The following is a 21,972-nucleotide window of genomic DNA, read 5'->3' as shown; positions in this document are numbered from 1 at the left end:
GTTAAGAATGTTTAACCGAAATTGATTCTAAAACGCTAGCTACACTCTTACATTTGTCAGTAGCCGATTCCAGAATAGACAATACTTCCTTGTATTTAATGATGCTCTTTGCATCTGTTTCGTTTTCAAAAATTTCAAAAACAGCCTTATTATAAACATTATCCGACTTGTTCTCTAACTTAGAAATCTTAGCACAAGCCGCTTTAATTTTATGAGCATTTTTAAAATCTCTCAATTCTTTTACCGCAACTTCAATATTTTGACAAGCTTCTAAATTAATCTCTGTTAATTTTCTAATTGACTTTGTAATCTTATCCACCTGATACAAACGCATAATGCTTGAAGCTCCATGCAAACGATCGGCAACGTTATCAATTGAAGTAACCAAAGAGTGAATATCCTCCCTGTCAAAAGGAGTAATAAAATTTCTACTCAATTCTAAATTAGTCTGACGGGTAATATCTTCCCCTCTTTGCTCTAACTCATCTATTTTGTGAAACAAAACTTCTCTTTCTTTTAAAGGAAGATTTACAGCTTCGTGTAAATTAGAAGCCAACTCAATCAAATTGCTGGAAGCTTCTTCAAAAAGAGGAAAGAATTTTTTATCCTTCGGTACTAGAAATTGGAAAATACGGTTTATTGACATTTTTTACTATGTTTTTGTGACAGCAAAAATACTTTTTTTTATTTCATGTTAAAGTTATTTCAAAAATTAATCCTTCTAAAATTGTAATTTTTATTATCTGACAGTTCATTTATTTCCCAAAAAGTCAAAATAATTGACAGCTCACCAAGTCCTGGACTTCTTTTCAATCTTGAACTCATAAAAAAAGAAAGTTCTAAAACAGATTCACTATCTCTTATTTTTCACAAAAAACGAGCTATTTCAAAAAATTTAAAGAAGAATCGCTATAATTAAAGACAGTAAAAACATATATTTGCTCTTTTTTTAAAATTATTCACAAAAACCAAATAAAGGTTTTTGCTTTTTATAAAAAACTGTATTTTTGGGGACTATTATGACAAACAACAGAACTACATATCATTCTTCGATAAAAACTCAAATTTGGGTTTCAATTTCTGTTACTACTACTACTACCCCTTAGGGGTATTCATCATTACATATAATCCTGATTGATACATACTTTTTTATTAGAAGAAAGGTGTTGGGTGTATATAAAATATTGCATTTTTAAAATAAAACAAACAAAATGAAAGTATTAAAATTTGGCGGAACTTCGGTAGCCAATGCAAAAAATATAAAACTAGTTTTAGATATTGTTCTCAACAAAGCTAAAAACGATAAACTAATTGTTGTTGTTTCTGCCCTTAGTAAAGTAACCGATTTATTGCAATTAGCGGCTTCAAAAGCAGCTTCAAACGACGAAAGTTACAAAGACATCGTTGCCGAAATCGAGAAAAAACACTTAGACGCTTTAAAAGAATTAATCCCTGTAAGCGAGCAAAGCAGTTTATTAAGCCACATTAAAAGAATAATCAACCACCTTGAAACTATTTTAGATGGTTGTTTCCTTTTAGGCGAATTATCTGCAAGAACATCTGACACTATTTTAAGTTTTGGCGAATTACTTTCATCTTACATCATTGCCGAATCTTTAAAACAAAACCTAAAAAACAGCAGTTACAAAGACAGCCGTGAGTTGATTAAAACCAACAACAATTACGGAAAAGCAGCCGTAAACTTTGAAGTAACTAACTTATTAACTACTACATTTTTTAGTTCGAATGACTCTCAGGTAGTGGTTATGCCTGGTTTTATTGCTTCTTCTTTAGACGAAATCAATACAACTCTAGGTCGTGGTGGATCAGATTATACTGCAGCTATTATGGCTGGAGCATTAAACGCTACTGAACTGGAAATCTGGACTGACGTAAACGGAATGTTTACTGCCAATCCTAAAATTGTAAAACAAGCCCAACCTATTGCATCTATTTCCTATCAGGAAGCAATGGAGTTGTCGCATTTTGGTGCTAAAGTTTTATACCCGCCAACAATCCAACCGGTTTTAAGAAAGAATATTCCAATTCATATCAAAAATACTTTCGAACCGGAAGCTGAAGGAACTTACATTTCTGATGTTTCTACTTCAAATGGAAATCCGGCAAGAGGAATTAGCCATATTGACAATATTACTTTGATTACACTTGAAGGTCCCGGAATGATTGGGGTTTCAGGTTCATCAAAAAGACTTTTCGAAGTTTTATCGAATGAAAGCATCAACGTAATTTTCATTACTCAGGCTTCTTCAGAGCATTCTATTTGCATCGGAATCTTAAATAGTGACGCCGAAGTTGCCGAAAATGCCATCAACAAAGCATTCGAAATCGAAATTGCCCAAAACAAAATCGATCCATGCATTGTAGAGAAAAACCTTTGCATCATTGCATTGGTAGGTGAAAACATGAAAAACCACCAGGGACTAAGCGGAAGAATGTTTAGTACTTTGGGTAAAAATAACGTGAACATCAGAGCGATTGCTCAAGGTGCTTCCGAAAGAAATATCTCGGCAGTAATTAACGAAAGAGACGTTAAAAAAGCACTTAACACTTTGCACGAAAACTTCTTTGAAGAAAATACTAAACAGCTGAATTTATTTGTAATGGGTGTGGGTAACGTAGGTGAGAAATTCATCGAGCAAATCCACCAACAAAAGAAATTCTTAAAAGAAAATCTAAAAATCAATGTTCGTGTAATCGCTTTGTCTAATTCCAGAAAAATGCACTTTGATGACGATGCAATTGATTTAGATACATGGCAAACGGCTCTTGACAACGGAGAAACAGCAAATAAAGAATTATTTCTGGAAAAAGTAGCTGCGTTAAATTTACGTAACTCTATTTTTGTAGATATCACGGCTAATGCTGATGTGGCTGCCACTTACGAACACTTCTTGAAACAAAGTGTGGGTGTGGTAACTTGTAACAAAATTGCCTGTGCTTCGGCTTATGACAATTACAAAAACCTAAAAAAATTATCAAGACAATACAATGCGCCTTTCTTGTTTGAAACCAATGTGGGTGCAGGATTGCCAATTATCGACACGGTTAAAAACCTAATCGCATCTGGTGATAAAGTGCATAAAATCCAGGCGGTTTTATCAGGAAGTTTGAACTTTATCTTTAACAATTTTGACGAAAACAACTCGTTCCACGATGTGGTTAAAGAAGCAGGAGTTCAAGGATTTACGGAACCTGATCCAAAAATCGATTTGAGCGGAATTGACGTTGCCAGAAAAATTCTGATTTTAATTCGCGAAAGCGGTTATAAAATGGAAATTGAAGATATTGAGAATCAATCATTCCTACCTGCTGCCTGTATGGCAACAACAAACAATGAGGACTTCTTTAAATCTTTAATTGAATACAACAGTCATTTTGAAGGTATTTTGGCAGAAGCCAAACAAAAAGACAGCCGATTGAAATTCGTAGCTCAGTTTGAAAACGGAAAAGCGAGCGTAGGTTTGCAATTCATCCCAAAAGACCATCCTTTCTACAACTTAGAAGGAAAAGACAATATTGTTTTGTTCTATACCGATCGTTATGTTGACCAGCCTTTATTGATAAAAGGTGCCGGTGCCGGAGCAGCGGTTACCGCTTCGGGAATTTTTGCCGATGTAATCAGAATTGGAAATGTCTAGAATAGGCCGCTAAGGCGCTAAGACACTAAGTTTTTTTGATTTTTATTAAGATATTAAGTTGTAGACTATTAGTATCAAATTTTATAAGAATCTTAAAAATGTAAAGCCTTAACCCTTAGAAGCTAAAAATAAAATTTGTGCCTTTGTGCCTTCGTGGCAAAAAAATAAATATATGAATGAAGTAAAAGTATTTTGCCCTGCAACTATTGCCAACCTTTCCTGCGGATTTGACGTTCTGGGATTGTGTTTAGACAATGTAGGTGACGAAATGATTGTTCGAAAAACAGCTGAAAAAGGTGTTCGCATCAGCAAAATTGAGGGTGCTAATTTGCCTTTGGAAGCCGAGAAAAACGTTGCCGGAGTAGCTTTATTAGCGATGTTGGAAGAAGTAGATGCCGAATTTGGATTCGAAATCGAAATTTACAAACATATCAAAGCCGGAAGCGGTATTGGTAGTTCGGCTGCCAGTTCGGCGGGAGCAGTTTTTGCTGCCAACGAATTATTAGGCAATCCGTTTTCCAGAAAAGAATTGGTAAAATTTGCGATGCAAGGCGAAAAATTGGCTTCGGGAAATGCCCATGCCGATAACGTTGCCCCTGCCCTTTTAGGCGGATTTACCTTGGTAAGAAGTTCAAATCCTTTGGATATCATTAAAATTGATAGCCCTGACGAATTGTTCGCAACCGTAATTCACCCGCAAATTGAATTAAAAACTTCCGATGCGCGTTCGGTATTAAAACAAACCGTTTCTCTAAAAAGCGCCATTACCCAATGGGGAAATGTGGGCGGATTAGTTGCCGGATTATACACTCAGGATTACGATTTAATTGGGCGTTCTTTGCATGACGAAATTGTAGAACCGTTGCGAAGCGTATTAATTCCGGGGTTTGATTTAATCAAGCAATCAGCTTTAGAAAACGGAGCTTTAGGTTCAGGAATTTCGGGTTCAGGTCCTTCTATTTTTGCGTTAAGCAGAGGAAAAGAAACCGCCGAAAAAATTGCCAAAGGCATGAGTGTTGTTTACGATACGATGAATTTACCTTATGAAATTCATGTGTGTAAAGTGAACGATACCGGAATGAAAGTAATTTAGTTCCTAGTACTTAGTCCTTAGCCTTTAGTAATAAAACTAAGAACTAACTGCTGAAGGACTAATAAAAATAAAAAACTAAGGACTAAGGACTAAAAATCTAAGAACTAATAGAAAAAAATGAAATATTACAGTTTAAACCATAACGCACCAAAAGTTTCTTTTCAGGAAGCCGTAATTCAAGGATTAGCAGCCGATAAAGGATTGTATTTTCCGGAAAGCATCACGCCGCTTCCACAATCTTTTTTTGACAATATTGAAAACTTAAGTCATGAAGAAATTGCTTTTGAAGCTATCCAACAATTTGTAGGTGACGAAATTCCTGCTGAAACCCTAAAACAAATCATTGCCGAGACCTTGTGTTTTGACTTTCCTGTGGTTCCTGTTGAAAACGGAATCTATTCTTTGGAATTATTCCACGGTCCTACTATGGCGTTTAAGGATGTTGGAGCGCGTTTTATGTCGCGTTGTCTGGGTTATTTTAACAAAGACAAAAAAGACAACACCAATACTGTTTTAGTAGCCACTTCAGGAGATACTGGAGGAGCTGTTGCAAGCGGTTTCCTTGGCGTACAAGGCGTTGAAGTGGTGATTCTTTATCCTTCAGGAAAAGTGAGCGACATTCAGGAAAGACAATTAACTACATTGGGACAAAATATCAAAGCATTGGAAGTTGACGGTGTTTTTGATGATTGCCAGGATATGGTTAAGAAAGCCTTTTTGGACGAAAGTTTAGCTCATAAAAACCTGACTTCAGCTAACTCTATTAATATTGCGCGTTGGTTGCCACAGATGTTTTATTTCTTCTTTGCTTACAAAGCCTTGAAGTCACAAAACAAACCTTTAGTATTTTCTTGCCCAAGTGGGAATTTCGGAAATATTTGCGCGGGTATTATCTCTAAGAAAATGGGATTAAACATCGAACATTTTGTAGCTGCTACCAATGTAAATGATACTGTTCCAAGATTTTTAACTAACGGAATTTACGATCCAAAACCATCTATTGCAACGATTTCGAACGCGATGGACGTAGGAAATCCAAGTAACTTTATCCGTATTCAGGAAATGTATGGAAACGATTTAGCGCAGTTTAAAAAAGATTTCTCTTCTTATACTTATACTGACGAAGAAACTTTAGTAGCGCTAAAAAACATTTACAACGCCGATGGTTACATTGCCGAACCACACGGAGCCGTAGGTTATTTAGGTTTGAAAAAAGAATTGCAAAACTACCCGAATGCTATTGGGGTTTTCTTAGAAACCGCTCATCCTATCAAGTTTTTAGATGTGGTAGAACCGGCTTTAGGAGTAACATTACCTATTCCAACCCAAATTGAAAGCGTACTGAACAAAGAAAAAGTAAGTACTAAAATCAAAACTTATGACGAATTGAAAGCCTTTTTAGGATAAACTTTCAAAACGCAATAATAAATACAACGGCTATGGAGAAATCTTTAGCCGTTTTTTTTGTGGTATAAAAGATTAATTCATTTGAAATTACTATTGTCGCTTTCACAAACCTTAAATACGTACGAAAAGTTTTCAACATTCTTGATGTTATGTAAACTATTATCAATATTTTAGCTAAAAATTAAAATCTATTATTTTCCCGGCCTGTAAACGTTCAGACAAGCATAATCAAAAGTGGAATTGTTTATTAAATAATAGAGTTTAGTAGTATTTATATTTTCTGAAATCTTTAATATTGAAAAGAATGATTAAAAAGTATTTCCTTTTGTTTTTTATTATGTTTAAAATTTCTGCATTTGCTCAATCGTATAATGCTGAAATTAATGGGAAAACTTTAGTTATTAATGTTGATAATTTAAAAGCTAATGAAATTCAATCTAAAGTTTTAGCTTGGATAGCGCTAAATTATAAATCCGCAAATGATGTACTGCAACATAGTTCTCAGGATAAAATTATTGCAAAAGGAAACTTTGTAATTAATTCAAACAAACCTTTTACTGATTTATTTAATGGAATTGTTTATTTACCAGCTCACATTATTTTTGACCACACTCTAATTGTGGCAATAAAAGATTACAAATGCAAAGTTGATATTTCGTTTCCTGAAAAAGTAAAGACGTTGAATTACCTCAATACCGATTGGTTTTTTAATATCAATGAATATACTTTATTGAATGAATTTACAATAGAAAATCAATATGAAATTGCAAAGAAAAATTTAAATGCACAAAACAATAACAATGAAAAAAAGGTGAACAGAAAGTTTGATAGTTTAAAAAAATATTTAGATGCTAATTTTGTTCACGATAAAGAAGTATCAACAGGAATGAATAATAAAATAGATGCAATATTTATTAATTTACAAAATTACTTAAATAAAAATCAGGAGTGGTAATTCCTGTGTACATACAAACTTTGAGAGATGACCGACAAACAAATACAATACTTAGAAGATTTCAAAAAGAACAAGCTTGCTGCTTGCGGAAAATCAACTGACATTAAAATACAGGAATTAATAGCTGATTTAAAATCATTAAATATTATATCGGAACAAAAGAACTCACGGACACTCGAAATAACTGATAAAATATCTTTTGATAAACTAATCGATTTAAAATCACTACCAGAGTTTGAAAAATGGCATTTAGACAAAGATAAAATCCGTAAAAAAAAAAAAAGAAATCAAATTATGAAAAGATAAATGAGAACCAAACTGAATTCGAGAATACAATTGATGAGATATTATCTAGACTTGAAAAACTCGGCTTCGGGCAGCAAATTATTTTCGATGAAATAGAAGAATTGAAAAATCTACATAGTCAACTTAATAAAAAAAATTTAGGGCAAGTTTTGAAAGGAAAACTTATTGATCTTGCCCTTTCAAAAATAATAGACAATGATACTGTCAGTTATATTTATAATAAAATAACAAATGAAACATTAATGCTTCCATAATTTTGGTTACCCCAGATAGCACGGATTTGCAAATCCGTGCCCGCAAAGATGAGCCAGTAGAAATACTTTGTAGAGTTACTGGATGAGATTCTTCTTTCGTAGGATACAAGTTTGCGGGAATTATTAAGCGGTAAAAAACACATTAAATAAAGCTGCCACACGAAAAGAGAGTTAACAAAATCCTTTCGTGTGGCAGTTTTATTTTTATCTCTTGCTCAATTATTTATCAACGCAATCAGCAGCTAAAAATTTATATTTTACACGATCAAAATCGATAGGTTCACCTTTTGCAAAATAAGAACGTCCTAAATAAGTTTCTATTTTTCCGTTTCCTAAAACAAGCGTATCGCCTCTTTTTAAGATCGCCAATGGGTTTTTGAAAATGGCTTTATCATTTTTTCCCTGAGTAAAACTATAATCAGCATATAAAGTATCTCCTCGGAATTCTCCTTCTATAGTTCCCACTTTTTCTGACATGGCATACATTTTCATCACCATATTTCCGGATATTTTGCCATCTTTTAAAGTATTTATTTTTAAATCAATGGTGTCATTTTCGTAGAATGCTCTGTAACAATTTACACTAATTGGTTTTTCAGCTTTGGCTGTAGCTTTAGCATCATTTGCTTTTTCATCTTTGCAGCTTTGGAAACCAATAGCAGCCAACAACAAACAACATAAACCTAGATTTTTCATAGTAATACTATTTTAGTTAAATAATTATAAGAATTGTAGTTACTAATTTACGCATAAATTGCATATTGTAACTATAGCTTTCAATTTTCTGTCAAAAAAGTTCCAAATCTAAATCTGTTTCTAAATAAAAACAAACTTTTTATTGAAATTAAAACTACAACAGCAAAACTAACATTTAGCTTCCATTTTCAAACTATTATTTCGTATTTTTAAGGCTATGATTCCGTTTAAAAACAATCAATAACATTCTATTTATGGAACTTTTAGAGCAAATCACAAAAAAAGGATTAGTAATTGCCCGGATAAACGGTCTTTTTAACTTAGCCGAAAATTACAACGTTCCTGATGATGATGAGAAACTAAAAGAATTTCTGAAAAATCAATTACTCAACCTCTCCAGATTCTCCACTTTAGAGCATTTTTTCAGTCAGGAAAATTTATTCATTCGGGCTTTTGTTTATACCTATGGCAAAGGATTTGAACACGCTATTGCTTACATTGTTGGCGAGCCATTGGAACGGATTGCATATAATTTTGATGACTGCATGACCAGTAATGGATTGAAAGCCATACCGAATACTATTAGAAAAATTGCCGATGAAAAAATTTATATCATCCGGGAAATGTTTACTGAAATGTTTGAAGCCAGTCGTGAAAAACAACGCCAACTTAACGCTGCAGGAATCACATTTGAAGATGTAATGCTTCAGATTTTGAATACCGCCTTTTTTATCGGGCGCAGAGTAGCCATTTCAGTCAAATTAGATTCCAAAATGACCATCAGCCTGAATGTTGAAACTCAGGACTCTCTGTACGATCACACTAAGTACGACAAAAGATACTCAATATAATTAAACTGTTTTCAAGGCTTCAATTAAGCCATCAACATCTTCTTTGGTGTTGTAATGACTGAATGAAATTCGCAAACTGGGTTTTCTCACTAAATCATCTGAAAGAATTTCAGCCAGCACATGAGACGGTCGGATACTTCCACTCTGACAGGCGCTTCCACGGGAAACTGCAATTCCCCGCATATCTAAATGAAATAAAATCATCGCTGTTTTCTCTTCCGAAAAAGGCAATAATACATTTACGATATTGTAAAAACCATTGCTGTTTCCATTGATAGAATAGCCTGGGAAATTTTTATCCAATTGCTCAATCAGATAATTTTTGATGGCACTAATATGTTCTTTTTCCTGTTCTAAATTAGCATACGAAATCTCCAATGCCTTTGCCATACCGGCAATTTGGTGAACTGCTTCCGTTCCTGCACGCAAGCCTTTTTCCTGTTCGCCACCATAAAATAAAGGTTGTAAAGCCGAGTTTTTTCGAACAAATGCAAAGCCTACACCTTTAGGGCCGTGGAATTTATGCGCACTTGCCAATACAAAATCTACCCCTGATGTCTGTAAATCGATTTTCATTTTTCCCATCGATTGCACCGTATCTGAATGGAAAAGAGCATTATACTGCCTGCATATTAATCCTACCCGTTCCAGGTCTAAAATTGTCCCTATTTCGTTATTAACGTGCATTAAACTCACTAAGGTTTTGACTTCCTGCGAAAGTAAAGCCGATAAATGAGTCAAATCGATTTCGCCATTAGGCAAAACATTTACATAATCTACCTGAATTGAAAATTCTCTTTGCAAAGCGGTAATAGCCAGTAAAACAGCATGATGTTCTATTTTACTGCTGATAATTCGCTTTACTTTCAAATCCTGAACTGCCGAACGCAAAATCCAGTTATTGGCTTCGGTTCCTCCGGAGGTAAAAATAATTTCCTGAGCACTTACGTTAAGTTGTCTGGCTATTGATTTTCTGGAAAGTTCGAGAATATTTTTAGCATTGCGACCAAAACTATGAGTTGAAGAAGGATTTCCATAATCCTCCGTCATTACCTTAGTCATTTCCTGAATCACTTCTGGTCGAATTGCTGTAGTAGATGCGTTGTCTAGGTATATTTTTTTCATTGGTACAAAGTTATAAAATATCAATTATCAAAAGCCTCATAAGAATTGTCATTTTTTGCCTATTTTTGTCAAAATTTTTAAAATGAAAAAAGCCCTAAGCCTATTGGTTTTATTAGCGTTATTAAATGCCTGTGATGATGGAGATCTAACTCAGGAAGATATTAGCTTTGAAGATGTAAGTACTCAAAGTTGCAGCGCAAATAATATTATCTATAAAATAAAAGAGAAAGAAGCCTTACTGATGGAAATTCCAAAGACTATTTTTGTCAATGAACCTACTCCTGTTGGCTCTCCTATTGAATTAAATATTAGTACTACTAACAACAGAGTAGTCTATCGCTTTTACAACGGAACAGTGGCAACTAATAATATTTGTGAAACCATTGCGCCGGCAACTCCTGTAATTACGGATCAATGGACGGCTACTAATGGTACAATACAAATTGTAACTACAGCTATCAAAACAACTAATGAGACTACTAATGCTACCCGAATTTCGGGATACAATCATAATATTGTATTGAAAAACGTAACCTTTGCAAAAGCTAATGGAACGCAGGTTTATGAAACCTTCCCTTTTGGTGATTACACTACTTCGGTTACTGAATTAAATTTTAACTTTGACCAAACCTTAGAAAAATGTACTTCTTCTAATGAAGTTTATAATTTTAACACCAGCGAAGCTTTAATTTTAAATATCGATCCAAGTTTAATTGCAAACGAAGCCACAGCACTCAACACTCCAAGAACAGGACTTATAGGAAGTAGTTCTAATGTACTTACCTACCGTTTATTAACCGGAGCCTTAGTAACTGCTGATTATTTTTGTCAAGCTACAACACCTACAACACCATCTATCAGTCAGGAATGGACGGGTGTAACCGGAGTAAGTGGTGTAAGTGGTATCATTGAAGTTACTACAACCACCAATGGTCCTAATAGTTTTAAACACACCATTGTTCTTAAAAAAGTTTCTTTACAAAAAGGGAACAGTGATTTTAGCCTTGGAGACAGTTATAGTTTAGGCGAATTATTTACTACAAATTAACCGATTTAAATGGTTCAATATTTCAAAAAATGCTCGTTTTGTCAATTCAAAACGAGCGTTTTTTGTTAACCAAATCTAAAACCAAATTAAATTGTTCTTCCCGATTTAGATTAGAATTATCGATTTCAATAGCATCTGTAGCTTTCACTAATGGTGAATTGCTTCGGTGTGTATCAATATAATCACGCTCTTCTACATTTTTAAGCACTTCTTGAAATGTTACCGAATCTCCTTTTTGAATCAATTCGTCAAAGCGTCTCTGAGCTCGGGTTTGAGCACTGGCAGTCATAAAAATTTTGAGTTCGGCATCAGGAAAAACAACAGTTCCAATGTCTCTGCCATCCATTACAACAGCTTTATTTTTTCCCATTTCCTGTTGCTGCTGAACTAATTTTGCACGAACTTCAGGAATTTCAGCCACTTTACTTACAAAATTAGACACCTCAATAGTCCTGATTTGTCTTTCTACATTTTCATCATTCAAATACATTTCGGCAAAACCCAAATCAGGATTGAATTTAAACTCCAAACGAATTGTTGAAAGATGATTTATCAAGCCTTCTTTATCCAAAAAATCAGTTTTTATATAATTATTTTGCATCGAAAAAAAAGCAATGGCGCGGTACATGGCTCCGGTATCAACATACACATAACCTAATTCTTTAGCCAGTTGTTTAGCCAAAGTACTTTTTCCTGTAGAGGAAAATCCATCAATTGCAATTGTAATCTTTTTATCCAAAATGAAGTTTTTGAGAATTAATAATTCGGGTTTAAAAAGCAATAAAAGTACATTTTTTTAAGTGTAATACCCAAAAAAACGGCTATCGAAAAATCAATAGCCGTTTGAAAAAAAATGTTCTTATTTTATTTACTTGTCTTTTGTAAAAGGAATTACTCTTCCATCAGTCAAAATCATATCAAATCCTGTTTGATCTGCATTGTACTTGAATTTCAAACCGGCACGTTTGGATTCAAATTCGTCTTTCCCAATAATATCAACTGAAAACGGAGGATAATCTGTAATTTCAACATTTAAGAGCATATTCTTTTCACTTACAACAATTTTAAGTGGCATTCTTGAATTAGAAAAAGTACCTAAATAAGCATCATAAACCACATCTTTTTCAATCACACCTTTGTCGGCAATCCAAACATTATTTATTGCATTGCTATCCGGAAAAGCGTGATCCGGGTCGATTGTTATACTCTCAATTTCTTCTGTTGAAGGATGTTTAAAAGTCCAACTTACATTTTTTTGCCATACTTCAACTGGTAATTTTACTCGGTCTGTTTTTCCACTTTTCAATTTCACATCTAATACAACCGGCATTGGCATTTTTTCGAAATTTTCGATAGTAATAAAAACACCTTTTTTAGGATCATTTTTTACATATTTTATCGAATTTACACCCTGATCAAAACGCCAATTGTACTGAAACCATCCTCTCCAAAACCAACCCAAATCCTCACCTCCTACATTTTCGATGGTTCTGAAAAAATCATCCGGAGTAGGATGTTTATATGCCCAACGCTCAACATAAGTTTTTAAAGCCAGATCAAAACGCTCTGGACCTAAAACCTGTTCGCGCAAAATAACCAATCCCGCACTTGGTTTTGAATAACACAATTGACCTATATGCGCTTCTTTCATATTATCAGGCGAAGTCAAAATGGGTTCTAAATCAATATTTGTGTGACCCGTTTCGTGCAGGTTTTCTTTTTCGTCTTTGTATTCGCCATTATTAAAATCAATATCACTCAGCGAATTAATAAAAGTATTAAAACCTTCATCCATCCAGCCAAACAAACGTTCGTTTGACCCCACTACCATAGGAAACCAGTGATGTCCAAACTCATGATCGGTAACCCCCCAAAGTCTTTTCCCTTTAGATTTCCAATTGCAAAAAACAATTCCGGGGTATTCCATTCCGCCTTCATTTCCGGCTACATTTGTAGCAGCTGGATAACTGTATTCCAACCATCTTTTTGAATAATTTTCTATCGAATGTTTGACATACTCTGTCGAACGTCCCCAGGCTTCATTGCCTGCACTTTCTTCAGGATAGGCCGATAAGGCTAATGATTTTTTTCCGCTTGGTAGTTTAATCTGAGCTCCATCTAAGATAAAAGCCGGCGAAGAAGCCCAGGAAACATCACGGGAATTAATCATTTTATAACGCCAGGTTTTAGTAGTCGAATTTGCTGAGCTTTTAGCCGTTAAAATATCCTGAAGTGAATAAATCACAACCGTTTTATCACTATTTTTAGCCTCATTAAAACGCTTAAAAGCCTCTGCCGAATATACTTCTTTAGGATTCATCAATTCACCCGAACAAACCACAATATGATTAGCAGGTGCAGTAATAGCAATATCAAAATCGCCATATTCCAAATAAAATTCTGAAGCTCCTAAATAGGGTTGTGTATTCCAGCCTCTTACATCATCATACACACACATACGCGGATACCACTGCGCAATAGTGAAAATTTTGCCGTTTTTAGTTTCTAAAACACCTGTTCTATCTGAACCCTGATCTGGAGAAATATACGAAAACTCAATCTTGAATTCAATTTTCCCTCCTTTTGATTTTAAGGTTTCAGGAAGAAATAACTGCATTCGGGTATCGCTAATAATGTATTTAGCTTCAATATCGGCAATCTTCTTATTATCTATCTTAATAATTTTAACCGATTTAATTTTATGACCGCCATCAAAAATTTGTCCTTGCTTTCCGTTTCTACTTCCCGTGATAGGAACTATTGCTTCACCTCTGGAATCTGCTTTAAATAAATTTTGATCTAAATTCAACCACAAAAATGACAACGCATCTGTACTATTATTGGTATAAGTAATAATATCAGTACCCACAATTTCGTTAGTTTGCTCATTTAAGCTTGCAGTGAGTTTATAATCGGCACGGTTTTGCCAGTATTCAGCACCAGGCTGACCACTAGCCGAACGTGTTGCAGTTCCGTTTTTTGTATAAAAAAAAGGTGCAAAGGCATCGTGGTAATTATAATTAGAAGTTGGTTTTACAACCGAAGTTTCCTGAGCATTTAAAGCCGAAACTCCTAAGAATATTGCTATTTGAAAGATAGCACCGAATCGAATGTTTTTCATATTTTTCCAATTTGAAACAAATTAATAAAAAAAATCACTCACTTTTAATATAAAACCTAGGCTTTAATTAAATTTTATGAAATATCTTTATCAAAATTAAATTTTTATAAAAAATCAATCGCATTTTGACAACTACTATTTCAAACACAAAGCTTACTGCTAAAATCAATCATAAAGGAGCTGAATTATTTTCCTTACAAGCTAATAATACTAAAACAGAATACATCTGGGAAGGAAATCCTGATTTTTGGGGCAAACATTCTCCTGTTTTGTTTCCAATTGTTGGAACACTTAAGAACAATAGCTACATTCTCAATAATCAAGATTACACTCTTTCAAGACATGGTTTTGCCAGAGATATGAATTTCGAATTAATAGATAAAACCGAAAATAGTGCTACTTTTTCAATTCAATCCTCAGCTGAAACTTTAAAAGTCTATCCTTTTGAATTTGAATTGCAAATAATCTACACACTAGAAGACTATAAACTAAATATTCAATACAAAGTAATCAATAAAAATCAATCGCAATTACCCTTTTCCATTGGTGCTCATCCAGCTTTTGCTTTAAACGGGAATTTTGAAGATTATGAATTGGAATTCGAAAAAGAAGAACCGTTAATTTATCATTTATTGGAAAACGATTTGATTTCATCAGCAACTGAAACTCTAGAAAAACAAGACAACTTAGTCAAACTAAACTATCCATTATTTGAAAATGATGCATTGATATTTAAAAATTTAGAATCCAAAAAATTAACAATTTCAAACAATGAAATTCCCTTTCTAAGAGTTGATTTTCAAGGATTTCCTAATCTGGGGATCTGGACTAAAAAAGATGCCCCTTTTCTTTGTATCGAACCATGGTATGGCTATTCAGATACCAATAAATCTACAGGAAATCTTTTTAAAAAAGAAGGTATTCAAATTTTAGAACGGAATGAAGTTTTTGATTCGAAATTTACAATTGAAATAATCTAACCTAATTTTGGCAACGATTTAACATACAATTCCTCCACTTTTTTTCTGGCCCAATCGGTTTTTCTTAAAAAAGTCAAACTTGATTTTATACTTGGATTTTCAGTAAAACATTTAATTTTTATCAATTCGCTTAAAGTATCAAAACCATAAAAATCAACTAATTTTTCCAGTATTACTTTTAAAGTCATTCCGTGAAGCGGGTCGTTTGAAGTTTGTTTTTCCATGAAGCAAATTTATATCAATTTCATTAAAAAATTGTGGAATTTTAGTAATTGTTCCTACATTTGCAATCCTATGCTTAAAACTGTCAACATACTCAATAAAAGAGCCCGATTTGATTATGAAATAATCGAAAAATTCACTGCTGGAATTGTTTTAGCAGGAACTGAAATCAAATCCATTCGTTTAGGTAAGGCGAATATTACCGAAAGCTTTTGCGAATTTAACGGTACTGAACTCTTTGCTATCAACACTTACATAGAAGAATATGCTTTTGGAAACCAATTCAACCACAAATCCAGAAGCGAAAGAAAACTGCTTTTAAACAAACGTGAATTAAAAAGTCTTGCCCGAAGTGTTCAAGCTAAAGGTTTAACTATAATTCCTTTGCGATTGTTTACTAACGAAAAAGGAATTGCAAAACTAGAAATAGGACTTTGTAAAGGAAAGAAAAACTATGACAAACGCGAATCTCTTAAAGAACAGGATACCAAACGTGATTTGGACAGAATAAAAAAAGCTTTTAATTAAAACATTCACATTTTTTTTTAGCCACACGAATTCGTGTAATTAAAACATATCGAATTTCGTGTGAATTTGTAAAATCTGTGTTTAACTTTTTTAATTTTTATCTTCTAATAAAGGAACAAATCGAAATTCGCCTAATTCGTGTTTTTCAAATTGTGTTTCATTTTTTCGAATAAGCAAAGTCATTATTTGGATTTCTTCTCCTAATGGAATTACGAGTCTTCCTCCTATTTTAAGTTGTGCCATTAATGGCTTTGGTATAATTGGCGCACCTGCAGTAACAATAATACTATCAAAAGGGCCATACGTTGGTAAACCTTTATAACCATCACCAAAAGTAAGGTGTTTAGGCCTAATTCCTAATTTTGGCAATAAAGCTGACGTTTGCTTAAACAACTCATTTTGTCTCTCAATACTATACACTTTTGCTCCCATCATACACAAAACAGCGGTTTGATACCCCGAACCTGTTCCTATTTCCAGAACCTTATGATCTTTCTTTATCTCTAACAACTGAGATTGAAAAGCTACCGTATAGGGTTGCGAAATAGTTTGCCCTGCACCAATAGGAAATGCCTTATCCTGATAAGCATAATCTTCAAAACTGGAGTTTAAAAAAAGGTGTCTTGGGATTTTTTTTATCGCATCAAGCACACGTAAATCAGTAATTCCTTTTTGTTGTAAAGTGCTTACTAATTGATTGCGAAGTCCTTGATGTTTGGCTGTGTCTTTCAAAGTTTAGGGTTTAATTTTTTGTAAAAATAACAGTAAAAAATCCAAAAAGCAACATCCAAAATCCAAATCAATTTTTCTATATTTTAATTTGAATTTCCTACTTTTGTTAAAAATACATTATCATGCTAAAAGTAGGGGTTTTAGGTGCCGGGCATCTGGGAAAAATTCATTTGCGTTTATTACAACAATCTGAAAAATATGAATTAGTTGGTTTTTATGATGAAAATCAGGAATACGCTCAAAAAATTTCAAAAGAATTTGGATACACCAACTTCAATACCATTGCCAAATTAATTCACGCTGTTGACGTAATTGACATTGTAACTCCTACCCTTTCGCACTATAAATGTGCCAGAGCAGCCATCAAATCAGGGAAACACGTTTTTATCGAAAAACCCATTTCAAATACCATTGAAGAAGCCGAAGAAATTATCGCTTTGGCTAATGAATACAATGTTAAGGGTCAGGTAGGACACGTAGAGCGTTTTAATCCTGCTTTTATTGCCACTAAAAATATGGTCGAAAATCCGATGTTTATAGAAACCCATCGTTTGGCCGAATTCAATCCGCGTGGAACAGATGTTCCTGTGGTATTGGACTTAATGATTCACGATATTGATGTTATTTTAAGTGTTGTCAATTCGAAGGTAAAAAACATCAGCGCCAGCGGTGTTTCAGTTATCAGTGACACTCCTGATATTGCTAATGCCCGAATCGAATTTGAAAATGGCTGTGTTGCCAATCTAACAGCAAGCCGAATTTCGATGAAAAACATGCGCAAAACACGTTTCTTTCAAAAAGATGCTTACATCTCTGTTGACTTTTTAGAAAAAAAATGTGAGGTGGTAAAAATGAAAGATGCTCCTGAAGTTCCCGGCGATTTTGATATGATTTTGCAAAATGCCGAAGGAGTAAAAAAACAAATCTATTTTTCGAATCCTGAAGTGCAACAAAACAACGCCATCTTAGACGAACTGGAAACATTTGCAGATGCAATCAATACTAATACAACTCCAATTGTAACCTTAGATCAGGCAACTGAAGCATTGCGAGTGGCCCACCAAATTATAGCTTGTTTTAAGAAATAAATAAAAATTTTATATAAAGATTACAATTTAAAAGTTACGTTTCGTAACTTTTATTTTTTAAATATAAATCAATACTAAATGAAAATAGTAGCAATAATAGGCGCAGGAACTATGGGTAACGGAATCGCCCATACTTTTGCCCAAAATGGTTTTACCGTAAAAATGATTGATGTTTCCGAAGAAGCTTTGGAAAAAGGAATGACCACTATTTTTACCAATTTGGACAGAATGCAAAACAAAGGAAGCATTACTGCCGAAGAAAAAATGAAAACCGTTTCGAACATTATTTGTTATACTGATATTGAAGATGGTGTTGTAGGCGCTGATTTAGTAATTGAAGCCGCAACTGAAAAACTGGATTTAAAACTCAGAATATTCAAAAAACTAAACGAATATTGTTCTCACAACACTGTTTTTGCAACTAATACCTCTTCTATTTCTATTACTCAAATTGCATCAGTTGTTGCTCATCCGGAACGGGTTATTGGAATGCATTTTATGAATCCTGTTCCCCTAATGCCTTTGGTAGAAGTCATTCGTGGTTACAACACCAGCGATGAAGTAACCCAATTCATAACTACACTAGCATCCAAATTAGGAAAAACAGCTGTAGAATCTCATGATTATCCCGGTTTTGTTGCCAATAGAATTTTGATGCCTATGATTAATGAAGCTATCGAAACTTTATACAACAAAGTAGCTGGAGTAAGCGAAATTGACAGCGTGATGAAATTAGGAATGGGACACCCAATGGGTCCTTTACAATTAGCTGATTTTATTGGGCTTGATGTTTGCTTGTCAATATTAAATGTGATGTATGATGGATTTAAAAATCCAAAATACGCTCCTTGTCCACTTTTAGTGAATATGGTCAATGCTAAAAAATTAGGTATAAAATCAGGAGAAGGATTTTATGATTATAGCGAAAATAAAAAAGCAGAGAAGGTTTCGAAACAATTTCAGCAGAATTAAAAAATTACAACAATGTCAATTGCAGAAAATTTACTGTCTATAAAAAACAATTTGCCTGAACACGTAACGCTGGTAGCGGTTTCTAAAACCAAACCCGTTACTGATTTAATGGAAGCTTATAATGCAGGTCAAAGGATTTTTGGTGAAAACAAAATCCAGGAAATGACCGAAAAATGGGAACAAATGCCCAAAGACATTCAATGGCACATGATAGGTCACGTTCAAACCAATAAAGTAAAATTTATGGCAGAATATGTGAGTTTGATTCATGGCGTGGATAGCTTGAAATTATTGCATGAGATTAACAGACAAGCTCAAAAACACAATCGTGTAATTGATTGTTTACTACAAATACATATTGCAGAAGAAGAAACCAAATTTGGTTTGGATGAAAAAGAATTAAATGACATTATTCGTTTTATTACACAAAATAAAGAAATTTATAAAAACATCAGAATTGTGGGTTTAATGGGAATGGCAACTTTTACGGACAATCAAGAGCAAATCAAAAAAGAATTCTTGCATCTAAAATCCATTTTTGATGCTAATCAAAATCTGAAATCTGAAATCTGCAATCTGAAATCTCTTTCAATGGGAATGTCGGGCGATTACAAATTAGCCATTGAATGCGGCAGTACGATGATTCGGGTAGGAAGTAGTATCTTTGGAGGCAGATAATTTAGTGCAAAAACCACAAACAACTAACTATAAAATACAAACTGAAGACTTATTTTGTACGCAATATTAGACATAGAAACTACTGGAGGACAGTTTAATGAAGAGGGTATTACAGAAATTGCTATTTATAAATTTGACGGTCATCAAATTGTAGATCAATTCATCAGTTTAGTAAATCCTGAAATTCCAATTCAGCCTTTTGTGGTAAAATTAACCGGGATTAACAATGCTATGTTGCGTTCGGCTCCTAAATTTTATGAGGTTGCAAAACGCATTATTGAAATTACCGATGATTGTATTTTAGTGGCTCACAATGCCGATTTTGATTATCGAATTCTAAGAACAGAATTTCGTCGTTTAGGATACGATTTCAACACAAAAACCCTTTGTACCGTTGAATTATCTAAAAAATTATTACCAGAACAAAATTCACATAGTTTAGGAAAATTAGTTCGCGCCCTAGGAATTCCAATGGCCGACAGACATCGTGCCAGTGGTGATGCGATGGCAACTGTAAAACTATTCAAAATGTTACTGGAAAAAGATCTTGAAAAAACAATCGTAAAGGATTTTATAAAAATTGAGGTCGAAAAAGGAATTGCTCCTAAACTACTTGATATTTTACGAGAATTACCCACAAAAACCGGTGTTTATTACATTCATAATCAAAGTGGAAACATCATTTATATTGGCAAAAGCAATAATATCAAAAAAAGAGTCAATCAGCATTTTACAGGAATCACCAATAAAAGCAAGCGTATTCAAAATGAAGTTTTCGCTGTTAATTTTGAAGAAACCGGTAGTGAACTGATTGCTTTATTAAAAGAAAGTCAGGAAATAAAAGTCAACAAACCAATTTTAAACAGGGCTCAACGCAAAAATATTTTTATTTATGCGCTTTATTTAGAAAACAGTTCAAATGGTTATCTAAGTCTAAAATTACAAAAAACAGATGGTCGTAAGAAAGAAATAACCTCCTTTGCCTCGTTGCAGGAAGGAAAAAGTTTCTTGTTTAATATTACCGAAAAATATAAGTTATGCCAAAAGTTAAACGGATTGTATGAATCCAAAAAAGAATGCTTTCAATACAATATAAAAGAATGTGACGGTGCCTGCATCAATATAGTTTCACCGGAAATATACAATGAGCGTGTGCAAAATTTCATTAGTAATTATACTTTTGAAAATAAAAGTATGATTATCATTGGAAGAGGTAGGAATATTAACGAACGAAGTGCTGTTTTAGTTGAAAACGGAGTTTATAAAGGCTATGCTTTTTATGATTTGAATTATCAAATTACCAATGCCAACATACTGAAAAACATACTAATCCCTATGGATAGTAATCGGGATATTCAACGAATTATTCAATCATACATTAGAAAAAACAAAGGCATAAAAATTATTCATTTTTAAATTTTCGGCAATATGGGGTTCTCATCAATGTATTCTGAGTTTAGAAAAAAAGTCTATATCATAATTTATCACACTAACACCAGAGCAGGAAGGTTGTTTGATTTAATACTGTTAGGAGTTATTCTTATGTGTGTACTCTTGGTAATGATGGAAACAGTAGCCGAATTTGATCAAAAATATCATTCCTACTTAATTACACTTGAATGGATTATTACCGTATTTTTTACCATCGAATACTTACTTCGAATTCTATGTATCAACAGACCCATTAGGTATATTTTTAGTTTTTATGGTATTATCGATTTGCTGGCCATTTTGCCCATGTATCTCTCACTGTTTCTTACAGGTTATAATATCTTAACAGTTATACGGGCACTGCGATTATTGCGTTTGTTTAAAATTTTGAACAACCCACATTTTACGAATCATTCTAACAAACTAAGAAGGGCTCTTATTGCCAGTCGCGGAAAAATTGTTGTTTTTATTTATTTTGTACTTATTAGCAGCATAATTATTGGCTCAATAATGTACCTGGTTGAAGGAAAAGAAAATGGTTTTACGAGTATCCCAATGAGTATTTACTGGACAATAGTAACCCTGACAACAGTAGGCTATGGCGATATTTCCCCACAAACACCCTTAGGTCAGATTATTGCATCATTTGTAATGATTATGGGTTATGGTATTATTGCTGTTCCTACAGGAATTGTATCGGCCGAAATAAGTAAAATTAGCTATAATAAAGAGATGCAAAATCCCTGTATTAATTGTGACAACACTAATTATCCTTCCAATGCTAAATTTTGTCCTCAATGTGGTCATTCTCTAGAAAATATTTAAA

The 21,972-nt window shown here is 33.6% G+C and carries 21 protein-coding genes; 14 read left to right on the top strand and 7 right to left on the bottom strand.

The annotated features are described in order from the left end of the window. Position 1: 1 nt before the first annotated feature. Positions 2–646, bottom strand: coding sequence for a DUF47 domain-containing protein (locus tag FDM27_RS07305; RefSeq protein ID WP_140485781.1), 645 nt, complete (start codon positions 644–646; stop codon positions 2–4). Positions 647–1,211: 565 nt separating this feature from the next. Between FDM27_RS07305 and thrA the strand changes: the two genes are divergently transcribed. The 5 genes from thrA (at position 1,212) to FDM27_RS07280 (ending at position 7,420) form a co-directional block, all read left to right on the top strand. Next, the gene (gene thrA / locus FDM27_RS07300) at positions 1,212–3,659 is read left to right on the top strand and encodes a bifunctional aspartate kinase/homoserine dehydrogenase I (RefSeq protein WP_140485780.1); all 2,448 of its coding nucleotides are present in this window, start codon (positions 1,212–1,214) and stop codon (positions 3,657–3,659) included. A gap of 172 nt (positions 3,660–3,831) precedes the next feature. Continuing rightward, positions 3,832–4,752, top strand: coding sequence for a homoserine kinase (locus FDM27_RS07295; protein ID WP_140485779.1), 921 nt, complete (start codon positions 3,832–3,834; stop codon positions 4,750–4,752). A 117-nt stretch (positions 4,753–4,869) separates the two neighbouring features. Next, the gene (thrC, locus tag FDM27_RS07290; RefSeq protein WP_140485778.1) at positions 4,870–6,159 is read left to right on the top strand and encodes a threonine synthase; all 1,290 of its coding nucleotides are present in this window, start codon (positions 4,870–4,872) and stop codon (positions 6,157–6,159) included. 337 nt (positions 6,160–6,496) lie between these two features. Then, positions 6,497–7,114, top strand: coding sequence for a DUF4468 domain-containing protein (locus tag FDM27_RS07285; RefSeq protein ID WP_181161645.1), 618 nt, complete (start codon positions 6,497–6,499; stop codon positions 7,112–7,114). Between the two features lie 27 nt (positions 7,115–7,141). Beyond that, positions 7,142–7,420 (top strand): hypothetical protein, encoded by a 279-nt coding sequence (locus tag FDM27_RS07280; protein WP_140485776.1) that lies wholly within the window; start codon positions 7,142–7,144, stop codon positions 7,418–7,420. Positions 7,421–7,893: 473 nt separating this feature from the next. Here the strand turns inward: FDM27_RS07280 and FDM27_RS07275 are convergent, their stop codons facing one another. Beyond that, positions 7,894–8,370, bottom strand: a complete 477-nt coding sequence (locus FDM27_RS07275; RefSeq protein WP_140485775.1) for a hypothetical protein — start codon at positions 8,368–8,370, stop codon at positions 7,894–7,896. A gap of 254 nt (positions 8,371–8,624) precedes the next feature. On the opposite strand from FDM27_RS07275, the gene FDM27_RS07270 reads away from it, so the two are divergent. Continuing rightward, positions 8,625–9,221, top strand: coding sequence for a hypothetical protein (locus FDM27_RS07270; protein WP_140485774.1), 597 nt, complete (start codon positions 8,625–8,627; stop codon positions 9,219–9,221). Here the strand turns inward: FDM27_RS07270 and FDM27_RS07265 are convergent, their stop codons facing one another. Next, positions 9,222–10,346, bottom strand: a complete 1,125-nt coding sequence (locus FDM27_RS07265; protein ID WP_140485773.1) for a cysteine desulfurase family protein — start codon at positions 10,344–10,346, stop codon at positions 9,222–9,224. Between the two features lie 82 nt (positions 10,347–10,428). Here FDM27_RS07265 and FDM27_RS07260 point away from each other — a divergent pair, with 82 nt between their 5' ends. Continuing rightward, positions 10,429–11,394 carry a hypothetical protein gene (locus FDM27_RS07260; RefSeq protein WP_071185684.1) on the top strand — a complete coding sequence of 322 codons (966 nt, stop codon included), beginning with the start codon at positions 10,429–10,431 and terminating at the stop codon, positions 11,392–11,394. Between the two features lie 46 nt (positions 11,395–11,440). Here the strand turns inward: FDM27_RS07260 and cmk are convergent, their stop codons facing one another. After that, the gene (gene cmk / locus FDM27_RS07255; RefSeq protein ID WP_140485772.1) at positions 11,441–12,133 is read right to left on the bottom strand and encodes a (d)CMP kinase; all 693 of its coding nucleotides are present in this window, start codon (positions 12,131–12,133) and stop codon (positions 11,441–11,443) included. A 129-nt stretch (positions 12,134–12,262) separates the two neighbouring features. Next, complete coding sequence (locus FDM27_RS07250; protein ID WP_140485771.1) at positions 12,263–14,515, bottom strand: M1 family metallopeptidase; 2,253 nt, start codon at positions 14,513–14,515, stop codon at positions 12,263–12,265. A 125-nt stretch (positions 14,516–14,640) separates the two neighbouring features. Between FDM27_RS07250 and FDM27_RS07245 the strand changes: the two genes are divergently transcribed. After that, the gene (locus tag FDM27_RS07245; RefSeq protein ID WP_140485770.1) at positions 14,641–15,495 is read left to right on the top strand and encodes an aldose 1-epimerase family protein; all 855 of its coding nucleotides are present in this window, start codon (positions 14,641–14,643) and stop codon (positions 15,493–15,495) included. On the opposite strand, the gene FDM27_RS07240 is transcribed toward FDM27_RS07245, so the two are convergent. Further along, a complete protein-coding gene (locus FDM27_RS07240) occupies positions 15,492–15,719 on the bottom strand; it encodes a VF530 family DNA-binding protein (RefSeq protein WP_071185681.1) in 228 nt (75 codons plus the stop codon). The genes FDM27_RS07245 and FDM27_RS07240 overlap by 4 nt on opposite strands. Positions 15,720–15,789: 70 nt before the next feature. Between FDM27_RS07240 and smpB the strand changes: the two genes are divergently transcribed. Further along, positions 15,790–16,245: an SsrA-binding protein SmpB gene (gene smpB, locus FDM27_RS07235; protein WP_128195581.1), complete on the top strand. Its 456-nt coding sequence runs from the start codon at positions 15,790–15,792 to the stop codon at positions 16,243–16,245. Positions 16,246–16,335: 90 nt separating this feature from the next. Here the strand turns inward: smpB and FDM27_RS07230 are convergent, their stop codons facing one another. After that, positions 16,336–16,977 carry a protein-L-isoaspartate(D-aspartate) O-methyltransferase gene (locus tag FDM27_RS07230; protein WP_071185680.1) on the bottom strand — a complete coding sequence of 214 codons (642 nt, stop codon included), beginning with the start codon at positions 16,975–16,977 and terminating at the stop codon, positions 16,336–16,338. A gap of 122 nt (positions 16,978–17,099) precedes the next feature. Here FDM27_RS07230 and FDM27_RS07225 point away from each other — a divergent pair, with 122 nt between their 5' ends. The 5 genes from FDM27_RS07225 to FDM27_RS07205 all read left to right on the top strand — a co-directional run bounded on the left by FDM27_RS07225 (position 17,100) and on the right by FDM27_RS07205 (position 21,971). Beyond that, entirely contained in the window at positions 17,100–18,065 is a 966-nt protein-coding gene (locus tag FDM27_RS07225; RefSeq protein WP_140485769.1) for a Gfo/Idh/MocA family protein, read from the top strand. A gap of 78 nt (positions 18,066–18,143) precedes the next feature. Continuing rightward, positions 18,144–19,037: a 3-hydroxyacyl-CoA dehydrogenase family protein gene (locus FDM27_RS07220; RefSeq protein ID WP_140485768.1), complete on the top strand. Its 894-nt coding sequence runs from the start codon at positions 18,144–18,146 to the stop codon at positions 19,035–19,037. A 12-nt stretch (positions 19,038–19,049) separates the two neighbouring features. Continuing rightward, entirely contained in the window at positions 19,050–19,715 is a 666-nt protein-coding gene (locus FDM27_RS07215; RefSeq protein WP_140485767.1) for a YggS family pyridoxal phosphate-dependent enzyme, read from the top strand. A 54-nt stretch (positions 19,716–19,769) separates the two neighbouring features. After that, complete coding sequence (locus FDM27_RS07210) at positions 19,770–21,131, top strand: exonuclease domain-containing protein (protein ID WP_071185675.1); 1,362 nt, start codon at positions 19,770–19,772, stop codon at positions 21,129–21,131. A 12-nt stretch (positions 21,132–21,143) separates the two neighbouring features. After that, positions 21,144–21,971 carry an ion transporter gene (locus FDM27_RS07205; RefSeq protein WP_140485766.1) on the top strand — a complete coding sequence of 276 codons (828 nt, stop codon included), beginning with the start codon at positions 21,144–21,146 and terminating at the stop codon, positions 21,969–21,971. Position 21,972 lies beyond the last annotated feature (1 nt).

It is taken from the genome of Flavobacterium sp. GSA192, from assembly GCF_006386525.1.
Taxonomy (GTDB): Bacteria; Bacteroidota; Bacteroidia; order Flavobacteriales; family Flavobacteriaceae; genus Flavobacterium; species Flavobacterium commune.
Note: the sequence above shows the minus strand (reverse complement) of the source record. Positions and strands in the feature narration are given on the sequence as shown.